The 19,525-nt window shown below is 68.0% G+C and carries 18 protein-coding genes and 2 pseudogenes; 10 read left to right on the forward strand and 10 right to left on the reverse strand.

From position 1 onward, the window contains the following. Positions 1–4: 4 nt before the first annotated feature. Positions 5–2,152 (reverse strand): DNA methyltransferase, encoded by a 2,148-nt coding sequence (locus QL983_RS01570; RefSeq protein WP_290151131.1) that lies wholly within the window; start codon positions 2,150–2,152, stop codon positions 5–7. A 319-nt stretch (positions 2,153–2,471) separates the two neighbouring features. Then, on the reverse strand, positions 2,472–2,606 hold the full coding sequence (locus QL983_RS01575) for a hypothetical protein (RefSeq protein ID WP_290151132.1): 135 nt from the start codon (positions 2,604–2,606) through the stop codon (positions 2,472–2,474). A gap of 10 nt (positions 2,607–2,616) precedes the next feature. Between QL983_RS01575 and QL983_RS01580 the strand changes: the two genes are divergently transcribed. From QL983_RS01580 to QL983_RS01590, 3 genes are all read left to right on the forward strand, one after another. After that, a complete protein-coding gene (locus QL983_RS01580) occupies positions 2,617–2,979 on the forward strand; it encodes an HNH endonuclease family protein (RefSeq protein ID WP_356767452.1) in 363 nt (120 codons plus the stop codon). A 356-nt stretch (positions 2,980–3,335) separates the two neighbouring features. Then, positions 3,336–3,806: a hypothetical protein gene (locus tag QL983_RS01585; protein ID WP_290151134.1), complete on the forward strand. Its 471-nt coding sequence runs from the start codon at positions 3,336–3,338 to the stop codon at positions 3,804–3,806. A gap of 435 nt (positions 3,807–4,241) precedes the next feature. After that, complete coding sequence (locus tag QL983_RS01590; protein ID WP_173057162.1) at positions 4,242–4,580, forward strand: hypothetical protein; 339 nt, start codon at positions 4,242–4,244, stop codon at positions 4,578–4,580. A 68-nt stretch (positions 4,581–4,648) separates the two neighbouring features. On the opposite strand, the gene QL983_RS01595 is transcribed toward QL983_RS01590, so the two are convergent. Next, positions 4,649–4,978 carry a hypothetical protein gene (locus QL983_RS01595; protein ID WP_230260657.1) on the reverse strand — a complete coding sequence of 110 codons (330 nt, stop codon included), beginning with the start codon at positions 4,976–4,978 and terminating at the stop codon, positions 4,649–4,651. A gap of 200 nt (positions 4,979–5,178) precedes the next feature. On the opposite strand from QL983_RS01595, the gene QL983_RS01600 reads away from it, so the two are divergent. The 4 genes from QL983_RS01600 to QL983_RS01615 are packed head-to-tail and all read left to right on the forward strand — an operon-like array spanning position 5,179 to position 8,579. Continuing rightward, positions 5,179–5,562 carry a MobC family plasmid mobilization relaxosome protein gene (locus QL983_RS01600; RefSeq protein WP_173057164.1) on the forward strand — a complete coding sequence of 128 codons (384 nt, stop codon included), beginning with the start codon at positions 5,179–5,181 and terminating at the stop codon, positions 5,560–5,562. Next, on the forward strand, positions 5,559–7,016 hold the full coding sequence (locus QL983_RS01605) for a relaxase/mobilization nuclease domain-containing protein (RefSeq protein WP_290151135.1): 1,458 nt from the start codon (positions 5,559–5,561) through the stop codon (positions 7,014–7,016). The genes QL983_RS01600 and QL983_RS01605 overlap by 4 nt, the downstream gene beginning before the upstream one ends. Further along, positions 7,003–8,196, forward strand: a complete 1,194-nt coding sequence (locus tag QL983_RS01610) for a hypothetical protein (RefSeq protein ID WP_173057166.1) — start codon at positions 7,003–7,005, stop codon at positions 8,194–8,196. Before QL983_RS01605 ends, QL983_RS01610 begins: the two co-directional genes overlap by 14 nt. Next, positions 8,193–8,579 (forward strand): DUF4913 domain-containing protein, encoded by a 387-nt coding sequence (locus QL983_RS01615; protein ID WP_173057168.1) that lies wholly within the window; start codon positions 8,193–8,195, stop codon positions 8,577–8,579. The genes QL983_RS01610 and QL983_RS01615 overlap by 4 nt, the downstream gene beginning before the upstream one ends. Positions 8,580–8,762: 183 nt before the next feature. Here the strand turns inward: QL983_RS01615 and QL983_RS01620 are convergent, their stop codons facing one another. Beyond that, positions 8,763–10,016, reverse strand: coding sequence for an IS256 family transposase (locus QL983_RS01620; protein WP_206495990.1), 1,254 nt, complete (start codon positions 10,014–10,016; stop codon positions 8,763–8,765). A 212-nt stretch (positions 10,017–10,228) separates the two neighbouring features. Between QL983_RS01620 and QL983_RS01625 the strand changes: the two genes are divergently transcribed. Continuing rightward, positions 10,229–11,074 carry an alpha/beta hydrolase gene (locus tag QL983_RS01625; RefSeq protein WP_020626611.1) on the forward strand — a complete coding sequence of 282 codons (846 nt, stop codon included), beginning with the start codon at positions 10,229–10,231 and terminating at the stop codon, positions 11,072–11,074. Positions 11,075–11,552: 478 nt separating this feature from the next. Here the strand turns inward: QL983_RS01625 and QL983_RS01630 are convergent. Next, a pseudogene (locus QL983_RS01630) lies at positions 11,553–11,864 on the reverse strand (IS3 family transposase); the annotation flags it as partial. Between the two features lie 340 nt (positions 11,865–12,204). Here QL983_RS01630 and QL983_RS01635 point away from each other — a divergent pair. Further along, the gene (locus QL983_RS01635; protein ID WP_002854316.1) at positions 12,205–12,615 is read left to right on the forward strand and encodes a four-helix bundle copper-binding protein; all 411 of its coding nucleotides are present in this window, start codon (positions 12,205–12,207) and stop codon (positions 12,613–12,615) included. 96 nt (positions 12,616–12,711) lie between these two features. After that, complete coding sequence (locus tag QL983_RS01640; protein ID WP_020621533.1) at positions 12,712–13,596, forward strand: fructose bisphosphate aldolase; 885 nt, start codon at positions 12,712–12,714, stop codon at positions 13,594–13,596. A gap of 106 nt (positions 13,597–13,702) precedes the next feature. Here QL983_RS01640 and QL983_RS01645 read toward each other — a convergent pair whose 3' ends face one another. The 5 genes and pseudogenes from QL983_RS01645 to QL983_RS01665 form a co-directional block, all read right to left on the reverse strand. Further along, the gene (locus tag QL983_RS01645; RefSeq protein WP_020621534.1) at positions 13,703–14,758 is read right to left on the reverse strand and encodes a type II glyceraldehyde-3-phosphate dehydrogenase; all 1,056 of its coding nucleotides are present in this window, start codon (positions 14,756–14,758) and stop codon (positions 13,703–13,705) included. Between the two features lie 88 nt (positions 14,759–14,846). Continuing rightward, positions 14,847–15,530, reverse strand: coding sequence for a DUF305 domain-containing protein (locus tag QL983_RS01650; RefSeq protein WP_020621535.1), 684 nt, complete (start codon positions 15,528–15,530; stop codon positions 14,847–14,849). 59 nt (positions 15,531–15,589) lie between these two features. Next, complete coding sequence (locus QL983_RS01655) at positions 15,590–17,608, reverse strand: copper-translocating P-type ATPase (protein WP_201749648.1); 2,019 nt, start codon at positions 17,606–17,608, stop codon at positions 15,590–15,592. Positions 17,609–17,905: 297 nt separating this feature from the next. Beyond that, on the reverse strand, positions 17,906–18,235 hold the full coding sequence (locus QL983_RS01660; RefSeq protein WP_002854303.1) for a heavy-metal-associated domain-containing protein: 330 nt from the start codon (positions 18,233–18,235) through the stop codon (positions 17,906–17,908). Positions 18,236–18,306: 71 nt separating this feature from the next. Further along, positions 18,307–19,463, reverse strand: a pseudogene (locus tag QL983_RS01665) (HAMP domain-containing sensor histidine kinase). Between the last annotated feature and the right edge of the window lie 62 nt (positions 19,464–19,525).

Consider the following 19,525-nt stretch of genomic DNA (forward strand, 5'->3'; position numbering starts at 1 on the left):
GGGGTCAGGCCCTCCGGTTGATCTGGAAGTTGTGCAGGTAGGACTCGTACAGGCGCACCGCGGTGGTGTGTTCAGGCAGCTGCCGGGCCACGGACTGGAAGGCCACCTCGGAGTCGGTCACGATGAACGCCATCCCCACCTGGGGGTCAGCCTCCAGGGCGGCCAAGAACTCGGGGGCATGGTCCATGTCCTCGAGCACCCCGTAGGCCTGAGCCACATCCCAGCCTCGTACCGGAAGACTGGAGATGATGCGACCGCGAGAGCCGGCCCTGAGCCAGAGCATCGGTGCAATCCGGGCGAAGGCACGGTTGCGACGCACCTGCCGGGGCGCCTCATAGGTCAGAGTGAAGAACGCCGCGTTCTCAGCGAACCCGTCGGCCATGGGGAACTCGTCGGTGAACTTGTACTCGCCCTTGATCGGTTCCCCGGCCGGGGTCTTGCCTGTGATGGCCGCAGTGACGCGCGGCTTGGTGATGTAATCGCAGATGCCCCACTGCTCCCACTCCGGATCCCCTGGACGAAGCCCCTTCGCGCGCAGACCCTTCTGCTCCTCGGCGGACACCTCGTTGTTCGTCACGCTGATGCACTGACGACGCCCGCCGTCCTGCTTGTTCAGACGCATGACGGCATGTGCAGTGGTCCCCGATCCTGAGAAGAAATCGAGTACTACAGCGTTCGGCTTGTGCAGAGTTGCAAGACGCACTGCATCCTCAACGGAATAAAGCGACTTAGGGAAGGGGAAACGGCGGTCAGGCATCAGGTTCGCCAGAAGGTTGGTGCCGTGCCAACCAGCATGGTGCCTCTGGCGATTCCAAACCGTCTTGGCGGGGTAGGACCGGGTCCCGATGACGGCGACCTCCACCATGACGGATCCGTCAGGCGCGGAGCCAGAGACTCGAAGTTCGCCAGTGTCGATGCGTCTACGTGCCGCGGACCCGAGATACCAGATTGTCCCCTTGCCCGTCTTAGGATCAGTCTTTCCCGCCTTTACATATCCCGCTTCTAGATCATCCCTAAATCGCCCCGGGCTAGCCTGCCAGCGCGCTTCGGTGCCATCCGGCTTGAGGGGCCATACGGCGTACGCTCCTGCGGGAACTTCCCAGTCAGACCTGGGGATGTCCACCCCCTTGCTATCACCACACCCGATGGCGAAGCCCGTCTCCTCGGAGATGTAAATCGGATAGAATAGATTAGGGCTCTGGGTACGTAGACTTCCCTGGCCGCTACGCAGGAGAGACTCCCAGCGCACCTTGGTGGCAGGAGTGCTTGGATTCTCATTGAGAAGGTCGTCCGCCCATTCCGCGGGACGTGCGTCGCCGAGGAAGCAGAAGAAGGCATATTCCTCTACTCGGCCGAGTTCCTGCTTTCTCTTGCTCCCCGCGTTCTGAATGACGATGGTCGCCATCTGGCACTTAGCGTCTGGAAAGCTTTGTTGGAGCAGGAGCCCAAGACGATGAACTTCCTTCTCGTCGATAGTGACGATAAGGGTCGAGTCCTGGGGGTTGAGGAGTTCCTTGGCGACCTTGATGCGTCGCTCCATGAAGGACAGCCACTTGGAGTGGCGGTAGTCGTCGTCAGACTCGACGTAGTCGTTGTTGTATTTCCAGTCCCTCGCCCCGGTGTTGTAGGGCGGGTCGATGTAGATGCAGTCCACTTTGTGACGGTGGGTGTAGGTCAGCATCTCGAGGGCGTGGAAGTTCTCGGCGTTGATGACCGTGTGGAACGGCTTGTCCGGCCCGCCGTTCTCGACGCGGCCTGTCTCGACCAGGCCCGGGTAGATCGGGTCCTCGAAGCGGGCGACGACCACCAGGTCCTCGAGTGCTGCTGTTGAGGTGGCCGGCTCGCGGACCTCGGGGACGACGTCTGCTTCGGTCAGGTGGGCTCGCTTGCCGTCTGGGGTGCGTTCGAGATCGGTGACGACCCAGTGACGGGTATCCCCGATGGTGAGGCTCCCGCGCGGGGGCAACACGCGGACGGTGTCTCCGCGGCGCACGGGTCGGCCGGGCAGCTCCACAGCTTCGGGCTGGTGACGCTCAAACACGAGACCGAACTGGCTATGTCGGGTGAGCTGGCGGAACTCAGCTTCCAGGTCTGCGGCCAGCTGTGGGTCGGTCTTGCGGGCCTGGGCGAGCAGGTCAGTCAGTCGAGACACGGGTGTTCTTTCTCTGGGCCGAGTGGCATGGGGCGCTGTCCGCGCTAATCCTGCCCATCCTAGGGACCGGGATCTCGTGCCGAGCAGGGGCTTCACGCGAGCTTAGGATCAGCTGCGATGCGACTTCGCATCGCGTCATCCGCTCGAGTAGGAACTCGCCCATGTCACGACGCTCTCTGGCTTCTCTGGCCACTGCTGCTGCTCTCGTCGCCACCGCTGTCCTGGGGGGTGCGGGCCCGGCGACAGCCGGCGCCACGTACTCGGCCCCGTTGCGCACGGCTGTGGCGTCGTTGCCGGTGGCGGCGGAGAACAATGCCGGCTATGACCGGGCCGCCCAGTTCGGGGACTGGAAGGATGCGAACAGGGACTGCCAGAACACGCGGGCGGAGGTGTTGATCGCAGAGTCCAAGACCACCCCGAAGTTCACGACGGCCCGAAAGTGCACGGTGGCCACGGGCAAATGGGTGAGCAGCTGGGATCTGCGCACGCACACGTCTGCATCGACGGTGCAGATCGATCACATGGTGCCCGTGCATGAGGCGTGGGGCTCGGGAGCTCGGTACTGGACCAAGGCCAAGCGGGTGGCGTTCTACAACGACCTGGGGGATGGCCGGTCGCTGAACGCGCAGACCTCGGCGTTGAACTCGGCCAAGCAGGCCCGCGGTCCGGAGCAGTGGCTGCCGCCGAAGAACCAGTGCCAGTACATCGCGGACTGGACCGCGGTGAAGATCCGCTGGGGGTTGAAGGCTGACGCCACGGAGAAGGCGTTCTTGGTGAAGAAGGCCGCCTCCTGCACGAACACCACCCTTAAGGTGACCCGGTACTGAGGCTGCACGGCCGCAATGGTGCCCATCCCCTAGACGTTGACGGCTGCGGGTGTGGGCACTGGCCTATCTGGGGGCTGGCTTGCGGACTTGTGTTCGTACTGTGTCTGTCATGGTCACCCCTCTCCTGGGGCTCCGGTCGTCCGTAGAGCGCGAACGTGCTACGGGGGTCTTACCTCGCGGCGGGGGACCGCTTCACCGTGCGGGTCGGGGGCGTCGTTATCGGCATTGGGAAGGTGGCGGTGCGGGACGCGTGGAGTCGGGGCGGCCCGCGGCAGGAGGCCCAGAACGCCGGCCACAAATGACCGAATGTGCCGACCAAGGCGCACACCACACCACACGAGAAGCGGGGTGTCACCATGACGAAGGGTCGCAAGTCTCGCGAGGCGCGCCGAACGGTGACGCCCATGGAGATCAGAGCGAAGGGGCGGCGGGAGCTCGTTTTCTGGCAGGTGCTTGGCCTCGTGTCGTCGACGGTGGTCTCGTTGCTCCTTGTCTTCGATTCGGAGGGCTCGCCAGGGGCGGCCATTCTGGCGGTCACCTTCACGTCCCTAGCGGGTCTGGTAGTCGTCGTGCTGGGTGGCGCGTGGCCACCAGGTTCCCGGCGTCGGTGGCGTGTCGGCACTGTCACGGTCATCTACCTAGGCGCGTATGCCGTCCTGTGGTTCCAGTTCGAGGAGCTACGGGGGTCGCTGTCGTTCGTGGGTCCGACTGTGGCGGCGTTGCCGCCCTTCATCGGGCTGGTGTTCCAGGATGATCGCGAAATGGAGGCGCAAAAGCAGGAGGCGTCAGACGAGGCGTGGCGACGGCGGAGGGTGATGGTGGCGTGAAGGCGGAAGCGGGCGCTTTCGGTCGCGCGAAAGCAGCACGCGAGGATTGAAGCCGAGCGCGGTTCGAAGGCCGCGCGGCCCTGGTGGCGGAGGTTGCGTAGGCGCTGAGGGTGGGGGTGTGACTCCGGCGTAGACCTGGACGAGGGACGGGCGCGGACCATGATGGTCCGCGCCCGTTGTCGTCCTCAGTCGTCGTGGGCACGCAGGCGGTCGATGGGCGCCAGCCGGCGGGGCTGTGATGTGAGGCTGCTCTAGGGCTGCTGGGCACTCTTCTGGCTTGGCCTGTGGGACCGGGCCACGCTGGTCACCCGCCCTCGTCCTAGGCCCTTTGCCGAGCGCGCTGGGAGGTGCGTCGGCAGCGGCCCTGTGGACAACGGCGGGGCCGTCCGCTCGGGCGTGCCAGGATGGCCGCCACGACGACGAGGGAGGGCGCAGATGCGCGAGCACATCGAGCATGATCCGTGGGAGCCGCCGACCGAGATGTGGGCGGCGCAGGAAGCGGAGCAGTTGGCCGCGCAGTGGGCGCGGGAGCAGGGGCTTGACCCGTTGCCGGCGGGCGGGGAGGCGGACCGGATGCAGAGCATTATGGCCGCCGTTCTTGCGCTGCACCGCCGGACCGGTAGCTCGGAGGAGCTGCACGCGAGTGAGGAGACGATGCGTCGCGTGATCGAGGCGGCGCGGGCGGTGTCGTCGTCGCGTTGGGAGGCGCTGCGGCCGACCGATCATGAGTTGGTCCCCGGTGGTGTCGTGCTTGGGTTCGTCGGGCTCGATTAGGGATTGCCAACGTCAGGGGCCGGTGCCCTTCGCTGAGCGAAGGGCACCGGCCCCTGACGTGTTGTGGGTCAGTCGGTTGTCTGCGTGGTGTCCGCGACCTGCGCGGGATCGCGAGGCGCGGTGTTCGTGTCGGGAGCAGGCCGGCGAGGCTTGCGAGGGCGCGTCGCGCGCTTCCGTGATCCGAGGTCCGCCGGCCGGAGCCGGTTCAGCTCCGCAGCTGTCCAGCCGGCACGCTCAGCATCTCGGAATGCGGCCTCCGCTTCCGCGTCTGCGGCTGCCGCGGCGGCATGTGCGTCGTCACGCCGTGACAGGGCCGCAGCGATGGTCTCCGCGGCAGCCATCCGCTGTTCGGTCAGGCGCCGCGCTTCGTCCAGGAATCGAGTGGTGTCCATAGCCATGACCCCAGCGTAGACGGTGCTCGTCTGCGAGGCCCGCGCTGTCCACAGGTGCTCCGGCTCCAGGGTGGCCGCGCCGGCGGTGCCGGAGCAAGCTAGATACTTAGCTATGCTAAGTGGCTTGCCCCCTTGCCGGCTCGGCCAGGGGGTGGGACACTCGGTGTGACCGAGTGGCGTTGCACTGTGCTGGAAGGAGGGCGGCCATGGCCGAGCGGAAGCGGCAAGCGAACCAGGTCGGAGGCCGCCCGGTTCAGAAGTTCGTTCGCCTGACGGAGGCTGAGCACGTCGAGCTGGGAATCGCGGCGGAGCGTGAGGGAAAGAGCGTGCAGCGGTTCATGGTGGAGGCTGGGGTCGCGCGGGCCCGTGGTGTGGACCCGCAGGCCGCACGGGAGACCATCACGGCGTTGTTCAAGGTCGAGCATCAGCTGAGCAAGGTGGGAACGAACATCAACCAGCTGGCCCGACATGCGAACGCGACGGGTGAGGTTCTTCATGCGGAGCTGCGCGGGGAGCTGGCGGAGCTGCGCCGTTGCCTGGACCGGCTGGACGAGGCTGTGGATCAGGTGTCCGTGGAGGCGCGCCGATGATGCCGAACGTCACCCGCGGCGGGGACATGCCGGGGCTTGTCTACTACCTGGCCGGGCCGGGCAGGGCGAACGAGCACACGAGCCCAATGATCGTTGCCGGAGACGAACGGATCACGTTCCGCGTCGAGCCTGGAAAGGTGCTGACCAAGCGTGACGCGTTCGAGGTCGCATACCAGCTGGAGAAGCCGCGCCGCGCCCATGGGACCGTTGTCACGGTGCCGGTGAAGGAGTGGGACGAGGAGCAGCAGAAGCAGGTCAAGGTGGGGGAGCGTGATGGCCATGTGTGGCACTGTTCGCTTGCCATCCGACCTGACGACCGTGGTGTGACGACCGAGGAGTGGGGGCGGATCGCACAGCGGTTCGTGGAGGAGATGGGTTTCATCGACCCGGACGGAGCCAAGTCGTCTCGGTGGGTGGCCATTCATCACGGCCAGTCCAAGAACGGCAACGACCACATCCACATCGCGGTGCAGATGGTCCGTGAGGATGGGACCAAGGCGAACGTGAACGCGGACTATCACAGGGTGCAGGAGGCCGCTCGCCGGCTGGAGAAGGAGTTCAACCTGGCCGTGGTCGAGGGCCGAAGCGCTGACCGGACGTTGGGTGCGCACCATCCCGCGGAGAAGGCCCGCGCTGAGCGGTCGGGGGAGAAGCTGGCCGTGCCGGCACAGCTGCGTCAGGCGATGCGTGCGGCACTGGCCACCGCGGACAGCCCGCTGTCGTATGTGCATGCGTTGCAGGCATCGGGGGTGACCGTGGCGCCGTCGTTCGTCAAGGGATCGCGGTCGCAGGTGCGGGGGTACAAGGTCGCGTTGCCGGGGCGGTCTTATCGCACGCGAGAAGGGCAGTACGTGTTCGCCACCCCCTCGAAGCTGGATGCGTCGTTGTCATGGCCGAACGTGTGTGCACGGTTCGGCGGGAAGGGACGCGAAGAAGCCGAACGCTACCTCGCGAGTCTGCACGGGACTGGTGCCGGCGGCGAGGCCAACCGGTTGCATCGTCCGCACCAGCAGCGGCCGATCCATCCGCAGCACATCGAGCGCATGGTCAGCGGGAAGAAGGGCACCGGACCGGACACGCTGGCGAACATCTATGCGCGGTTGGCCATCGAGCACGAGGAGGGCCGTGACGGGCCCCTGGGGCGCTTGTCTGAGCGCATGGCGCAGGCCGTCATCTCGGACGCCACTGGCGCGTATCGGGTACGTCAGGCCGCGCGGTTCGGGTCACGGTCGAGTGAGCGCGGATGGCTGGCCGTGGTCAACCAGGCCAACCGTCTGTCCCGGACGATGATCGGCGGGCAGCTGGGCCAGGATCGTCCGCAACTGTCCCGTGACGTGGTGGCGTTGATCGCGGCCGCGGAGCGGGTGCATCGATTGGTCACACCCACGACTCCTGCACGCGGGGCAGTCCGTGAGCAGTACACCGAAAGGGGAAACGGCTATGGCCGAGGATGAGGAATCGCAGGTTGCCGAGGACTTCGGACGGATGGTCCGAATCGCCGCTGGAAGCATCATGCAGGTGGCCGAGTCCCGCGCACGTCGCCGGCAAGTCGGCGCGTCCACGGACGTGGCCGCTTCGCGTGACCGGCAGCGCATGGAGGCCAACGCCGCACGAGTGGTGCAGCACGACCTCTACCGTGCCGAGTTCTGGAAGCACGCCGGGTCGGAGTCCATTGCGGACCGCATGGCGGTGGCCGCCACGCTGGGCGAATCAAACCCGGCCGCGCAGTCGGCATGGATGCACGGCGCGGACGTGATTCGCGCGACCTACGGCATCGACCTCCAGAAGATCAACCGGGAGCACCCGAGCAGCCAGGAGGAGCGTCACGCGGCCCTGCGCGACGCTTTGGACGACCGGTTGCAGATGCGCGTGATGGATCGGCGAGCGGACCAGGAACGAGCCAGGGCGAACGGACCGGAGGCCGCGGGGCCAACGACGTTCCCGATCTACGCCATGAGTCACGAACGGGACACCACCAAGCAGCTGTCCAAGGGCCAGGCGCTTGACCTGCTGGGTCGGGCGAATGGCGACGAGCTGCTGGCGGAGGCCAACGATCCGCGCTCCGCGGGTGCTCACGTGAAGAAGTGGGTGGGCCGTGACGCGGACGTTGACCGCGCTATCGCCGCGCATGTGCCGGAGTGGGTGCCGCAAGCCGACCGCGAGGCCGGCCAGGACCGTCCCGAGGCGGTGGAAGCCGTGACTGCCCGCCACGCGGCCAAGGCTGAACGGCTGGAGGCGGAGGCTGACCGTGAGCGCATGGAGGAGGGGGAGTCGCTGGAGCGCGCCGAGCGGGCCGAGGACGCCGGGAAGGGCGTGCAGCCCACGTTGGACACCGATGGCCTGGCCGCGCGTCGCGAGTTCGCCCGAGAGCGCGCTGAGGAGGCCAGCGCGGCACCAGAGGGCTTGGCGGCCGCGCGTGTGGCGGCCGCCAATGAGCGCGCGGCCGGCACCGGGAGGGTGAATCTGGGGCAGCTGGAGCAGACGTCGCCGCAGATGGTCCAGGCCCGAGTGCGCCAGCTCCAGAGCTTCGCGATGGACCCGAAGAAGGCACTGGCTGCGACCAAGCAGCACGGACGGCGCGGAGTGCACAACCGCGCCGCCGAGCAGGGCCGGCAGGAGGTGATTTCGCGATGACCATGGCGATGGAGTACGACGAGGCCGAGGCGGAGCAGCCCGAGGCCGCTGAGCTGGTGTTCTCGACCGCTGAGGAGTGGGTCACGGAGTGGTTCCTGCCCCACTTCCGCCGCAACCCGAAGGCCCTACGGTGGGACCCGCAGTGGTGGCGCCACGAGGAGGCTGGCACAGTCCTGGAGGCCATGTGGGGATCGTGGGAGGCCACCCGCGCCACCGGTGATGCCGGCGCCATGGTCGCGTGGTTCCGTGACGTGTTCTACCCGCTGACTGATCGGCTCACGTCCGAGAACGGGCCGTTCTGGTCCATCCATGAGGCCCTGGGGCGCGTGGAAGTCCCGGACACGTTGCCTCACGAGAAGGCCCCGACTGGCTGGTTCGGCTGATACCCCAGCACACGCCAAAGCGCCGCCCCTGGCTTCAGGGGCGGCGCTTTCGTTGTCGCGAAGGCTTCACTCGGCGCCCGGGGAATCCTCTTCCTCCTGGCCGATGAACTCCTCACTGACCAGCCAGATCCGATGGTCAAGCCCCATGAAGTGGTGTAGCGGCTGATTCCTTCGTTGGGGTTGTCAGGCGCTGAACTCGAGGGCGGGCGCGGTGTCGGGGTTCACCTCGCTTCCCGTGTTGCTGACGGTGGTGAGTCGGCAGCGGGCCAGGACCTCCAGGCCGAGGTAGCGACGGCCCTCGGCCCACTCGTCTGTCTGCTCGGCCAGCACCGCGCCCACCAGTCGTACGATGGCCGCCCGGTTGGGGAAGATGCCCACCGCGTCGGTGCGGCGGCGGATCTCGCGGTTGAGCCGCTCGGCCGGGTTGTTCGACCAGATCTGGGTCCAGACGTCCTTGGGGAATGTGGTGAACGCCAGGATGTCGGCCCGGGCAGCATCGAGGTGCTCGGCCACCACCGGCAGTTTCTCGCTCACGTAGTCCAGCAGCCGGTCGAACTGGGCGTTGACGCTGGCGGCATCGGGCTGGTCGTAGACCGAGTGGAGCATGGCCTTCACCGCCGGCCACATGCTCTTCGGGGTGATGCCCATCAGGTTCGCCGCGTAGTGGGTGCGGCAGCGTTGCCACACCGCACCGGGCAGGTTCGCGGCGATGGCGTCCTTGAGCCCGGGGTGGGCATCAGAGGTGACCAGCCGGACCCCGGCCAGGCCCCGGGCGACCAAGTCGGCGAAGAACTCGTTCCACGCCGCCCCGGTCTCGCTGGTGGCCACCCGCAGGCCCAACACTTCGCGGTGGCCGTCGCCGTTGACCCCGGTGGCGATGAGCACCACCGCGTTGACCACACGCCCGCCCTCACGCACCTTCATCGTCAACGCGTCCGCGGCAACGAACGTGAACGGTCCCGCCTCCCCGAGCGGCCGGTGGCGGAAGGCCTCCACCTGCTCATCGAGGTCCGCGGCCATCCGGGACACCTGGGACTTCGACAGGGCATTGATGCCCAAGGTCTTGACCAGCTTGTCCATCCGCCGGGTAGAGACACCGGCCAGGTAGCAGTCTGCGACCACGGTGATCAGCGCCGATTCGGCCCGCTTGCGCCGCTCGAGCAGCCATTCCGGGAAGTAGGTGCCCGAGCGCAGCTTCGGGATGGCCACGTCCACGGTGCCGACCCGGGTGTCCAGGTCCCGGTGCCGGTACCCATTGCGCTGGGCCGTGCGGTCACGGGAGGGTTTGCCCCATTCGGCGCCGACCACCGCATCGGCGTCAGCGCAGAGCAGGGTGTTGATCATCGTCTGCAGCAGGTGGCGCATCATGTCCGGGGAGGCCTCGGACAGGGCTTCGCCCAGCAGGCCGGCAGGGTCGAGAATATGAGGAGCGGTCATCGTGATGACTCCATTCGAGGATTCTGTGAGAGGTTGACTCGAAGGATCACACGGTGGCCGCGTCCACGTCTGGAACGACGTGCCCGACCACCGGGCGCTACACCACTATGCGGGACTCAACTTGACACGTGCCGAGCGCGTGCCTAGCGTGAGGAGGAAGCGGCGGCCGAGCGCCGCCGTCGTCCCCCGAGAGCACAGGAAGGCATGCGCACATGACCCTCATGCAGATCCCCACAGACCACGGCACGATCGGGCTGAACGTGGAGGAGTCCGGCCATGGGCGCCCCGTGGTCCTCATCCACGGCTGGCCGCTGACCCTCGACTCCTGGAAGGACCAGGTCGCAGCCCTGTCCCCGCACTATCGCGTGATCACCTACGACCGGCGCGGCTTCGGCGCCTCGGAGAAGCCCGCCGGCGGCTACGACTACGACACGATGACCGCCGACCTGTACGGCCTGCTCACCGAGCTCGACTTGCGCGACGTGACGCTCGTGGGCTTCTCGATGGGCGGCGGCGAGGTGGCGCGCTACATGTCCCGATTCGGCGCGGACCGGATCCACTCGGTGGTGTTCGCCGGCGCCGTGCCCCCGTACCTGCTGAAGACCGACGACAACCCGGACGGCCCGCTGACCGAGAAGCAGGCCGCCGAGATGCGCGCGGGTCTCGAGAAGGACCGCGAGTCGTTCTTCGACGACTTCACGACGACGTTCTTCTCCACCCCCAAGCTCGCCGGCCTGACCAGCAGCCTGAAGGTCACCGAGGAACAGCGCCAGGAGGCCATCCGGATGGCGCTGCAGTCCGACCAGACGGCGGCGCTGGCCTGCATGGACGCGTTCGGGGCCACCGACTTCCGCCGCGACCTGCCCGCAGTGACTGTGCCGGCCCTGGTCCTGCACGGCGACGCCGACCAGATCGTGCCGTTCGAGGGCTCCGGCAAGCGGACGCACAAGGCGATCGACGGCAGCCGCGTCGAACTGGTCAAGGATGCCCCGCACGGCTTCAACACCAGCCACTCCGAGGAGTTCAACCGGATCCTGCTGGAATTCCTGGCGGAGTGAGGGGGCAGGTAGGCCCACCAGAGTGCTGAACGCGACACGGCGCTCGTGGGGGTGGTGCATGCCATCCACCACGGCGCCGACGCTGACCTGTCAGGCTCGATCCGACGCCGTGATCACCCGGAGCGCGGGATCAGGCCGACCGGCCGGCAGAACCGCGCGTCAGGACGTCGAGTACGAAGCCGATCGGCCCATGACGGGTGCGCGCGTCCTGAAATAGGCCAGATCGGAACTGCGAGCCCCGGTCCTCGTGCACCAGGCACCCAGCCACCACGGCTGCACCGCCGCGGCCTGCGACGGCCTTGTTCGCGCAGAGACAGAGCTTCTCCTCAGCCGTGAAGTGCTTCCTGATGTCGGTCAGTCAGAGCCTGCGCGGCGCTTCTGGAGCGGGCTGGCGCACAGACCGAGGTGCTGTCGATCCATGACGGCGAGATTCAGGCGCGTGAGAAGGGTCTGCCATGAGTTTGCGCGACACGAGTTATCAGGCGGCGGCAGCCGCCTGGACTGATTGAACCATCTCGAACTCGACAGGGGTGAGCTTCCCGAGACGGGCCTGCCTACGACGGCGGTGATAGGTCCGCTCGATCCAGCTCACGATCGCGAGCCAGAGCTGGTCGAAGGACTGCCAGCGACGCCGGTTCAGCACGTTCTTCTGCAACAGCGCGAAGAAGGATTCCATTGCCGCGTTGTCCCCAGCAGCACCGACCCTGCCCATCGACCCGACCAGGCCGTTGACCCGGAGCGTCTCCACGAACCGCCTGGCTCGAAATTGCGATCCTCGATCCGAATGCACCCGGCAACCCTGCACCGGCGGCCTCGACGCCCCTGGTCGGATCGCATAAGCGCTCTTCCTGACACCGACCGTCCGGTCCGACAGGATCCACGTTGAGGCGAGCCCTGCTGGTCCTCCCCGTCGGCGTGGTCCTCAGGGCCGTCGGCCGGGCTGAGGGGCGGCTGGTCACACCTGCGTCATCCCTGCCCGTAAAGGAGTCCGCGGGCCTCCGTGGCCGGCGATCTTCACGGAACCTTCAAGGTTGAGCCCTTCACCCGCGTCGGCGGGGCGGTCTACGGTCGATGGCAGGGCGGGCCGGCGAAGGCCGGTGCGTCGGATCAGATCGACGAAGGAGCACATCATGACCCATCACGTGAGCGCCATGCTGGACACCTACCCAAAGAATGTGGGCAACATCGACCGGCAGAAGCTGGCCGAGTGCATCCAGGCCTGCTTCGAGTGCGCCCAGACCTGCACGGCCTGCGCGGACGCCTGCCTGGCCGAGGACATGGTGGCCGACCTGAGGCAGTGCATCCGGTTGAACCTGGACTGCGCCGATGTTTGCGCCGCCACAGGCCGGATGCTGTCCCGGCAGACCGGCAACAACGTCGAGACCACCCGCGCCCTGCTCGAGGCCTGCCGGGCCGCCTGCAAGACGTGCGGGGACGAATGCGAGAGCCACGCCCAGATGCACGAGCACTGCAAGGTGTGTGCCGAGGCCTGCCGCCGGTGTGAGCAGGCCTGCGCCGACCTGCTCGTCACCCTGGGTTGAGCCTGCTGATGACCGTTCCCCCTTGAGGGCGGCCAGTCGTCCATGACGCGCGCAGGGAACCCGGACCACCGTGCTCCCTCGCCGCGGAAGGCTCCCATGGACTCGGAGAAGTATCAGAGGGTCAGGAACGGTGCCGGATTCGTCGCGGCGCTGGACCAGAGCGGGGGCAGCACCCCGGCGGCCTTGCACCTCTACGGGATCGACAAGGATGCCTACTCCGGCCCAGAGGAGATGTTCGACCTGGTACACCAGTTGCGCACACGTATCATCACCAGCCCCAGCTTCGACGGTGAGCGCGTCATGGGGGCCATCCTGTTCGAGAACACAATGAACCGCCAGGTGGAGGGTTCCCCCACGGGCGACTACCTGTGGAACAGCAAAGGCATCGTGCCCTTCCTCAAAATCGACCAGGGCTTGGCCCCGGAACAGCAAGGCGCCCAGCTCATGAAACCCATCCCGCACCTGGATGACTTACTGTCTCGAGCCGTCGAAAAGCACATGTTCGGAACGAAGATGCGCTCGGTCATCAAGCTGCCCGGGGACGGGGTGGGCTCCGTCGTGGAGCAGCAGTTCGGGCTCGCCCGTCAGATCCTCGTTACCGGGCTGGTGCCCATCATCGAGCCCGAGGTGGATATCCGCAGCCCCCGCAAGGCCGAGGTGGAGGACCAGCTCAAGGCGGCAATCCTCGCCCAACTGGACAAGCTCGGAGACGACCAGTCGGTCATCCTCAAAGTGACGCTGCCGGAGCGGGCGGACTTCTACCGCGAGTTCGTGGACCATCCCCGAGTGATCCGCGTCCTGGCCCTGTCGGGCGGCTATACCCGGGCCCAGGCCACCACCCTGCTGGCCCGCAACCACGGCGTGATCGCCAGCTTCTCCCGCGCCCTGACCGAAGGGCTGAGTACGGCCCAGAGCCCAGCGCAGTTCAATGCGGTGTTGGATGAGGCCATCAACGCGATCGCGACGGCCTCTCGCACCTGACCGGAGGCCATAGGACCGCTGCGGTAGTCCGCGGCCGCCGAAGCGGTGTCCGACCACCCCCCATTCCTGGGGCCGGGCACCGCCTCAGCGGCGTCTGCCGCGCAGTTCAACGGGCAGCCACCGAGGAGCGCACGAAGTCCTGGCGCACCCCCAAGGCGCGGTCGGTGCACCGGATGGACTCGCCGCCGTCGTCGACGGTTCCGGTGAGGGCCCGGATCGCGTCGATGTTCTCGGGGATGACGATCGCCTGGTTGTCCACCGTGTAGGTGTAGTACAGCTCGTTGCCGTCCACGGTGAGGATGTCTTCCCAGAGGGCCACCTCATACATATCACCCCGGGGCCGGCCCAGGTCCTCCATGAGTTCCACGGTGCTATTGACCGCCACGACGCCGTCCGAGCGCCGGACGAAGGCGATCCGCGGCATCGCCCGGAACGTCTCCAACACCTCCTGCTTCTCGGCCGGGCGGGTGAGCTCGATCGTCCAGTAGTGCAGGTGGTTCTGAGTGTGGGCTCCCTTGGCGGCCATGGTGACCACGTCCAGGTCCGGGACCACCGACTGGGCGTCGGGCCCCTGATGGCTGGGGATTCGGCCCTCGGGGACGATGGTGTTCATGATCCCGGAATGGTCCGATTCCCACGGATCGGTGGCCCGGCGGATGAGCACCCCCCGGGCCTTGGACAGCAGTCCGACGTCCTTCAGCGCGGTAAGGGCCCGGACGGTGGCGGTGGTATTGCAGGACACCACCCGGGTGCTGTCCCGGCCCAGGGCGGTGGCGTAGTTGGCGTGGGCGACGAAGGAGTGGCCGGTGAGATCGTGCTTCTCCCCGCCCTGGAACACGGATTTGACCCCGTGGGCACGGTAGAGCTCCAGGTTGCCGGCGCCCACCTGGGCCGGGGTGCAGTCCACCACGACGTCAACGTTCTCGAGCAGGTCGTGCAGGCCTCCGACGACGGGAAGGCCGGCATCCGCCATCACCGGTAGGGCCTGCTCGGTAGAGGCGTAGACGGGGATACCCTTCCCGGCCGCAGTCGCGATGCGGTAGTCAGCGATGACGTCACTGACTCCGACCAGCGCCATGTCCTCCTGGGCCCGGACCGCGTCGGCGACGCGTTTGCCGATGACCCCGTACCCGTTCACCGCGACCTTGATCTTGTCCTGCATGCTCGTCTCCTTTCCTGGAGGACCCGTTCCGGTTTCGGGGTCTATCGCCAGCCGCGTCTCACCGGATCCCCGCAGCGGACGACGGTGCTCAGAGCTTGTCGAGCATCTGTTGCATTTCGGTGATCTCGGCCTCCTGGTCGGCGATGACCTGCTCGGCGAGCTGCACGGCCTGCGGGTTCTGGCCGTCCTTGGCCTCGTCCTTGGCCATGTCCACGGCGCCCTTGTGGTGGGCGGTCATCTGCTCCAGGTACAACCGGGCGGCCTCGGTGCCCTGGGCCTGGTCGAGGGCGGTCATGTCCTCCTCGGACATCATCCCGGACATCCCGCCGTGGTCCATGCCCTCCATACCGTCCATGCCGTCCGTGTCCACGGGGTCTTGGCCCCAGGCGGTGAGCATGGAGTTCATGCGCTTGATCTCCGGCCCCTGGGCGTCGATGACCTTCTGGGCGAACGCGGCCACCTCCGCCGGGACGTCATCCTTGGCCAGCAGCATCTCGCTCATCTCAACGGCCTGCTGGTGGTGCGGGATCATCATTTGGGCGAACATCACGTCCGCGTCGTTGTGCTCGGCGGAGACCTCCTCAGCCGAACCGGTCGCCGTGGTGGACGGTGTCGCGGTGGCCGTCGCCGCAGGGGTGGCGGCCGGGGCGGAGCTGGCCGCAGTGGCCGAGGCCTCAGCGCCGGCGTTCTCGTCCTGGGCGCCGGTGCCGCAGGCGGTCAAGGTCAGGGCGGAGGCCAGGGCCAGGGCGGTCAGCGTCATGGTGCGTTTCATGGTGGGTCCTTTCATGGTGGGTTGAGGGTTCACATCAGGGTTCACGCCAAGGGGCGAGATCAGGAAACCGCAGCCGGCTGAAGGGCAGCCTGCGACCGGGGGCGCTCGAGAGGAGCCAGGTGCTCCGGGTCCAGGTCGATCCGGCGCAGCAGCTGGGCGTTGAGGGCGACCACGATGGTGGAGACGGACATCAGGATCGCGCCCACCGCGGGGGAGAGCACGAACCCGATCGGGGCGAGCACGCCGGCGGCCAGCGGCACGGCGAGCACGTTGTAGCCGGTGGCCCACACCAGGTTCTGGATCATCTTGGTGTAGCTGGCCTGGGAGAGCTCGATCATCGACAGCACCGCGCGGGGGTCGTTGCTGGCCAGCACAACGCCGGCGGACTCCATGGCCACGTCGGTGCCGGCGCCGATGGCGATGCCGACCTCGGCCCGCGCCAGCGCCGGGGCGTCGTTGACGCCGTCGCCCACCATGGCCACGGACAGTCCCCGGGACTGCAACTCGGTGACCTTGGTGTCCTTGTCCTGGGGGAGGACCTCGGCGAAGACCTCGTCGATGCCCAGGTCCGCCCCGACGGCCTCGGCGACCTGGCGGGCATCGCCGGTGATCATCGCGACCTTGATGCCGCGGGCGTGCAGGGCGGCCACGGCGGCCCGGGACTCGGGGCGGACCTTGTCCTCCACGGCGACCGCGCCGATAACGGACCCCTCGCGCAGCACGTGCAACACCCCGGCCCCGCGCGCGGTCCAGGAGGCGGTGTGCTCAGTGATCTCCGCCGGCATGGTCAGGTTAAGCTCGCGCAGCATGTTCGGGCCCCCGACGAGGATCTCGGAGCCGTCCACGGTGGCGCGCACCCCGCGGCCCATGGCAGCACTGAAGTCCGTGCCGCGCTTGCGCAACGTGCTGGCCTGCGGGTGCTGCCCGGCGGCGGTGACGATGGCCCGGGCCACGGGGTGCTCGCTGTCAGCCTCGGCCGCGGCGGCCACCGCCAGCAGTTCTGCCTCGGACACGCCGGGCATCGCGGTGACGGCGGTGACGACGTGGGCGCCCTCGGTCAGGGTGCCGGTCTTGTCGAACAGGACCACGTCGATGGTGCGCATCCGCTCCAGGGCCATCCGGTCCTTGATCAGGACCCCGGACTTGGCGGCCTTCTCCGTGGAGAGGGCGATCACCAGCGGGATGGCCAGGCCCAGGGCGTGCGGGCAGGCGATCACCAGCACGGTCACGGTGCGGGTGACCGCGTCGGTGGGCTGGCCGATCGCGGTCCACACGATCGCGGTGATGATCGCCGCAACCAGGGCGAACCAGAACAGCAGGGCCGCCGCCCGGTCGGCCAACGCCTGGGCGCGGGAGGAGGATTCCTGGGCGTCGGCGACCATCCGCTGGATCCCGGCCAGGGTCGTGTCGGTCCCGACGGCGGCCACCTTCACCCGCACGGTGTTGTCGGTGGCCACGGTCCCAGCGACCACCGTGTCCCCGGCCTGGCGCAGCACGGGCTTCGACTCCCCGGTGATCATCGCCTCGTCGAACTCCGCGGCGCCCTCGAGGATGGTCCCGTCGGCCGGCACCCGGGCCCCGGCCCGCACTAGCACCACATCGCCCACGGCCAACTCGGTGATCGGCACGGTGATGGTGTCACCGTCCACGACCTTCTCGGCCTCCTCCGGCAGCAGCGCCGCCAGCGCGTCCAAGGCGGAGGAGGCCGCGCCCAGGGCGCGCATCTCCATCCAGTGGCCCAGCAGCATGATGACCACCAGCAGCGCCAGCTCCCACCAGAAGTCCAGCATCAGGTCCCCGATGCCCAGGGTCGTGACCCAGGAGGCGACGAAGGCCACCGTGATGGCCATCGCGATCAGCAGCATCATCCCGGGCTGGCGGGCGCGCAACTCGGTCAGCCCGCCCTTCAGGAAGGGCATGCCGCCATAGAGGTAGATCACGGTGCCCAGCACCGGGGCGATCCACGCCGAGCCCGGGAACTCGGGGACGTGGTAGCCCAGCAGCTGCCCGACCATGTGGCTGAAGAACACCACCGGGATGGAGAGCACCAGTGAGACCCAGAACCGGTTCTTGAACATCGCGGTGGAATGCCCGGCGTGCTGACCGTGGTCGTGGACCTGGTGGTCCTCGTCCAGGGCCGAGTGGGCGTGGCCCTGGGGCATGGCCTGCCCGTGGGCGGCCGCGTCCGCGGGGTGGTGGGCGGCATGGTCGGTGTGGTTGGCGTGGCCGGCGTGGGGGTTCGGGTCTGGGTGTTCGGCGGTCTGGTCGGTGGGGTGATCGTGGTGGTGCGGGGTGCTCATGGTGTTCCTTCTGCTCGGCGGTCTGTTCGGCGACCGGCTCGGCGGTGGGGCGCCGACCTCGAGGGGATGGGTCGGTTAGATCCGGACGCGGTAGCCGGCCGCTTCGATGGCCGTCCGCACGGAGTCCGCGGAGGCGGGCCCGGTCACGGTGACGGGGGAGGCCCCGCCGGCGACCAGTTCGACCCGGACATCGTCCACCCCGTCCAGGGCGCTCACGGCCTCGGCGACGGAGCCCACGCAGTGTCCGCAGGTCATGCCCTCCACCTGGTAGGTCGCGTCGCCGGCGCTCGTCCCGGTTGGGTCGGCACTCTGGTGCCCGGCGGGGGCGGTGGCGTCGGCGGCTGGGGCGCAGCACGAGCAGCCGTTGGTGGCCCCCGGCAGCGGGGTGCGGGCGGATTCGGTCATGACGGTCTCCTTCAGGTCTGAGGGCGGCGCCGGACGGCGCCTCTCCTCTTGGTATATACCCCCCGGGGGTATCATTCAAGGGGTGGAGCGCCGGTGTTCACGGTGGATAAACGGGTGCGCCGGTAGGTGGGCTGGTCGGGGGCTGCTTGGTGGGCAGGTCGATGGTGAACGTCGCCCCGGCCGTGGTGGAGGTGGCGCTCAAGGTGCCGCCGTGGGTCTGGATGAGAGCTCGGGAGATGGCCAGGCCGACCCCGGAGCCGCCGTGGTCACGGTCGCGGGCGGTGTCCCCGCGGTAGAAGCGTTCGAAGACGTGCGGCAGGTGCTCGGGAGAGATCCCCTCCCCGGTGTCGGTGACGCTGAGCGTGACCCCGGACGGGCTTTGTCGGGCCTTGAGGGTGACCCGGCCCCCGGCCGGGGTGTGGCGCAGGGCGTTGGTGAGCAGGTTGCCCAGGACCTGGCCCATGCGCTGGCGGTCCACGTCCACGGCCAGGCCCGGATCGGCGTCCATGGTCAGGGCCACGCCCTTGGTGGCGTAGGCCTCCTTGTGGGCCTCGGTCGCGGCATGCAGCAGCCCGCTGACCCCTTGGGGGCTGCGGTCCAGTTCGATCCGGCCCTCCTCGGCGCGGGAGACGTCGTTGATGTCCTCCACCAGCCGGGTCAACCGGGCCAGCTGCTCGCCCATCAGCTCACCGGTGGGCTCGTCCCAGTGGGACACCCCGTCTTGCAGGGCCTCGTGGTAGACGGTCAGCACGGAGACGGGGGTGCGCAGCTCGTGGGCCAGGTCCGAGAGCATCCGTCGACGGGTGTCCTCGGTGCGCTGAAGCCGTGCGGCCATGGTGTTGAAAGACCCTGCCAGCTCCTCCACCTCGGTGCCGGCGCCCATGGCCGGCACGCGGGTGTCGTACCGTCCACCGGCCATGGCCTTGGCCGCCTGGGTCAGGGCGTTGATCGGACTCTGGATCCGGCGGGCGACATGCCAGGTCAATGCCAGACAACAGATCAAGGCCGTGGCCAGGGCCACGCCCAGGGTCCAGAAATTGGCGTCCCGGTAGGCCTGCTCCACGTGCAGCATCTGGGCTGCATCGTGTCCGGCCCCGGCCTGTTCCAGGTGCTCGTGGAACAGTGGTGGGCCGGCCAGGGAGGCCACCACCACCGCGGCCAGCACGCTGGCCCCCACCACCAGCAGCTGGGCGAGGAAGAACCGGGCCGCTAAAGTTGAGTCCCGCATAGTGGTGTAGCGCCCGGTGGTCGGGCGTGTCGTCTCAGACGTGGACGCGGCCACCGTGTGAT

It is taken from the genome of Micrococcus sp. APC 4021 (genome assembly GCF_030407635.1).
In the GTDB taxonomy this organism is placed as follows: domain Bacteria; phylum Actinomycetota; class Actinomycetes; order Actinomycetales; family Micrococcaceae; genus Micrococcus; species Micrococcus luteus.

Coding starts and splice junctions, on each gene's coding strand:
- QL983_RS01600 (WP_173057164.1), top strand. CDS start 5,179: ATGGCCGAGCGGAAGCGGCAAGCGAACCAGGTCGGAGGCCGCCCGGTT.
- QL983_RS01590 (WP_173057162.1), top strand. CDS start 4,242: ATGCGCGAGCACATCGAGCATGATCCGTGGGAGCCGCCGACCGAGATG.
- QL983_RS01585 (WP_290151134.1), top strand. CDS start 3,336: ATGACGAAGGGTCGCAAGTCTCGCGAGGCGCGCCGAACGGTGACGCCC.
- QL983_RS01620 (WP_206495990.1), bottom strand. CDS start 10,016: ATGACCGCTCCTCATATTCTCGACCCTGCCGGCCTGCTGGGCGAAGCC.
- QL983_RS01650 (WP_020621535.1), bottom strand. CDS start 15,530: ATGAAACGCACCATGACGCTGACCGCCCTGGCCCTGGCCTCCGCCCTG.
- QL983_RS01640 (WP_020621533.1), top strand. CDS start 12,712: ATGGACTCGGAGAAGTATCAGAGGGTCAGGAACGGTGCCGGATTCGTC.
- QL983_RS01655 (WP_201749648.1), bottom strand. CDS start 17,608: ATGTTCAAGAACCGGTTCTGGGTCTCACTGGTGCTCTCCATCCCGGTG.
- QL983_RS01615 (WP_173057168.1), top strand. CDS start 8,193: ATGACCATGGCGATGGAGTACGACGAGGCCGAGGCGGAGCAGCCCGAG.
- QL983_RS01605 (WP_290151135.1), top strand. CDS start 5,559: ATGATGCCGAACGTCACCCGCGGCGGGGACATGCCGGGGCTTGTCTAC.
- QL983_RS01625 (WP_020626611.1), top strand. CDS start 10,229: ATGACCCTCATGCAGATCCCCACAGACCACGGCACGATCGGGCTGAAC.
- QL983_RS01645 (WP_020621534.1), bottom strand. CDS start 14,758: ATGCAGGACAAGATCAAGGTCGCGGTGAACGGGTACGGGGTCATCGGC.
- QL983_RS01635 (WP_002854316.1), top strand. CDS start 12,205: ATGACCCATCACGTGAGCGCCATGCTGGACACCTACCCAAAGAATGTG.
- QL983_RS01660 (WP_002854303.1), bottom strand. CDS start 18,235: ATGACCGAATCCGCCCGCACCCCGCTGCCGGGGGCCACCAACGGCTGC.
- QL983_RS01595 (WP_230260657.1), bottom strand. CDS start 4,978: ATGGCTATGGACACCACTCGATTCCTGGACGAAGCGCGGCGCCTGACC.
- QL983_RS01610 (WP_173057166.1), top strand. CDS start 7,003: ATGGCCGAGGATGAGGAATCGCAGGTTGCCGAGGACTTCGGACGGATG.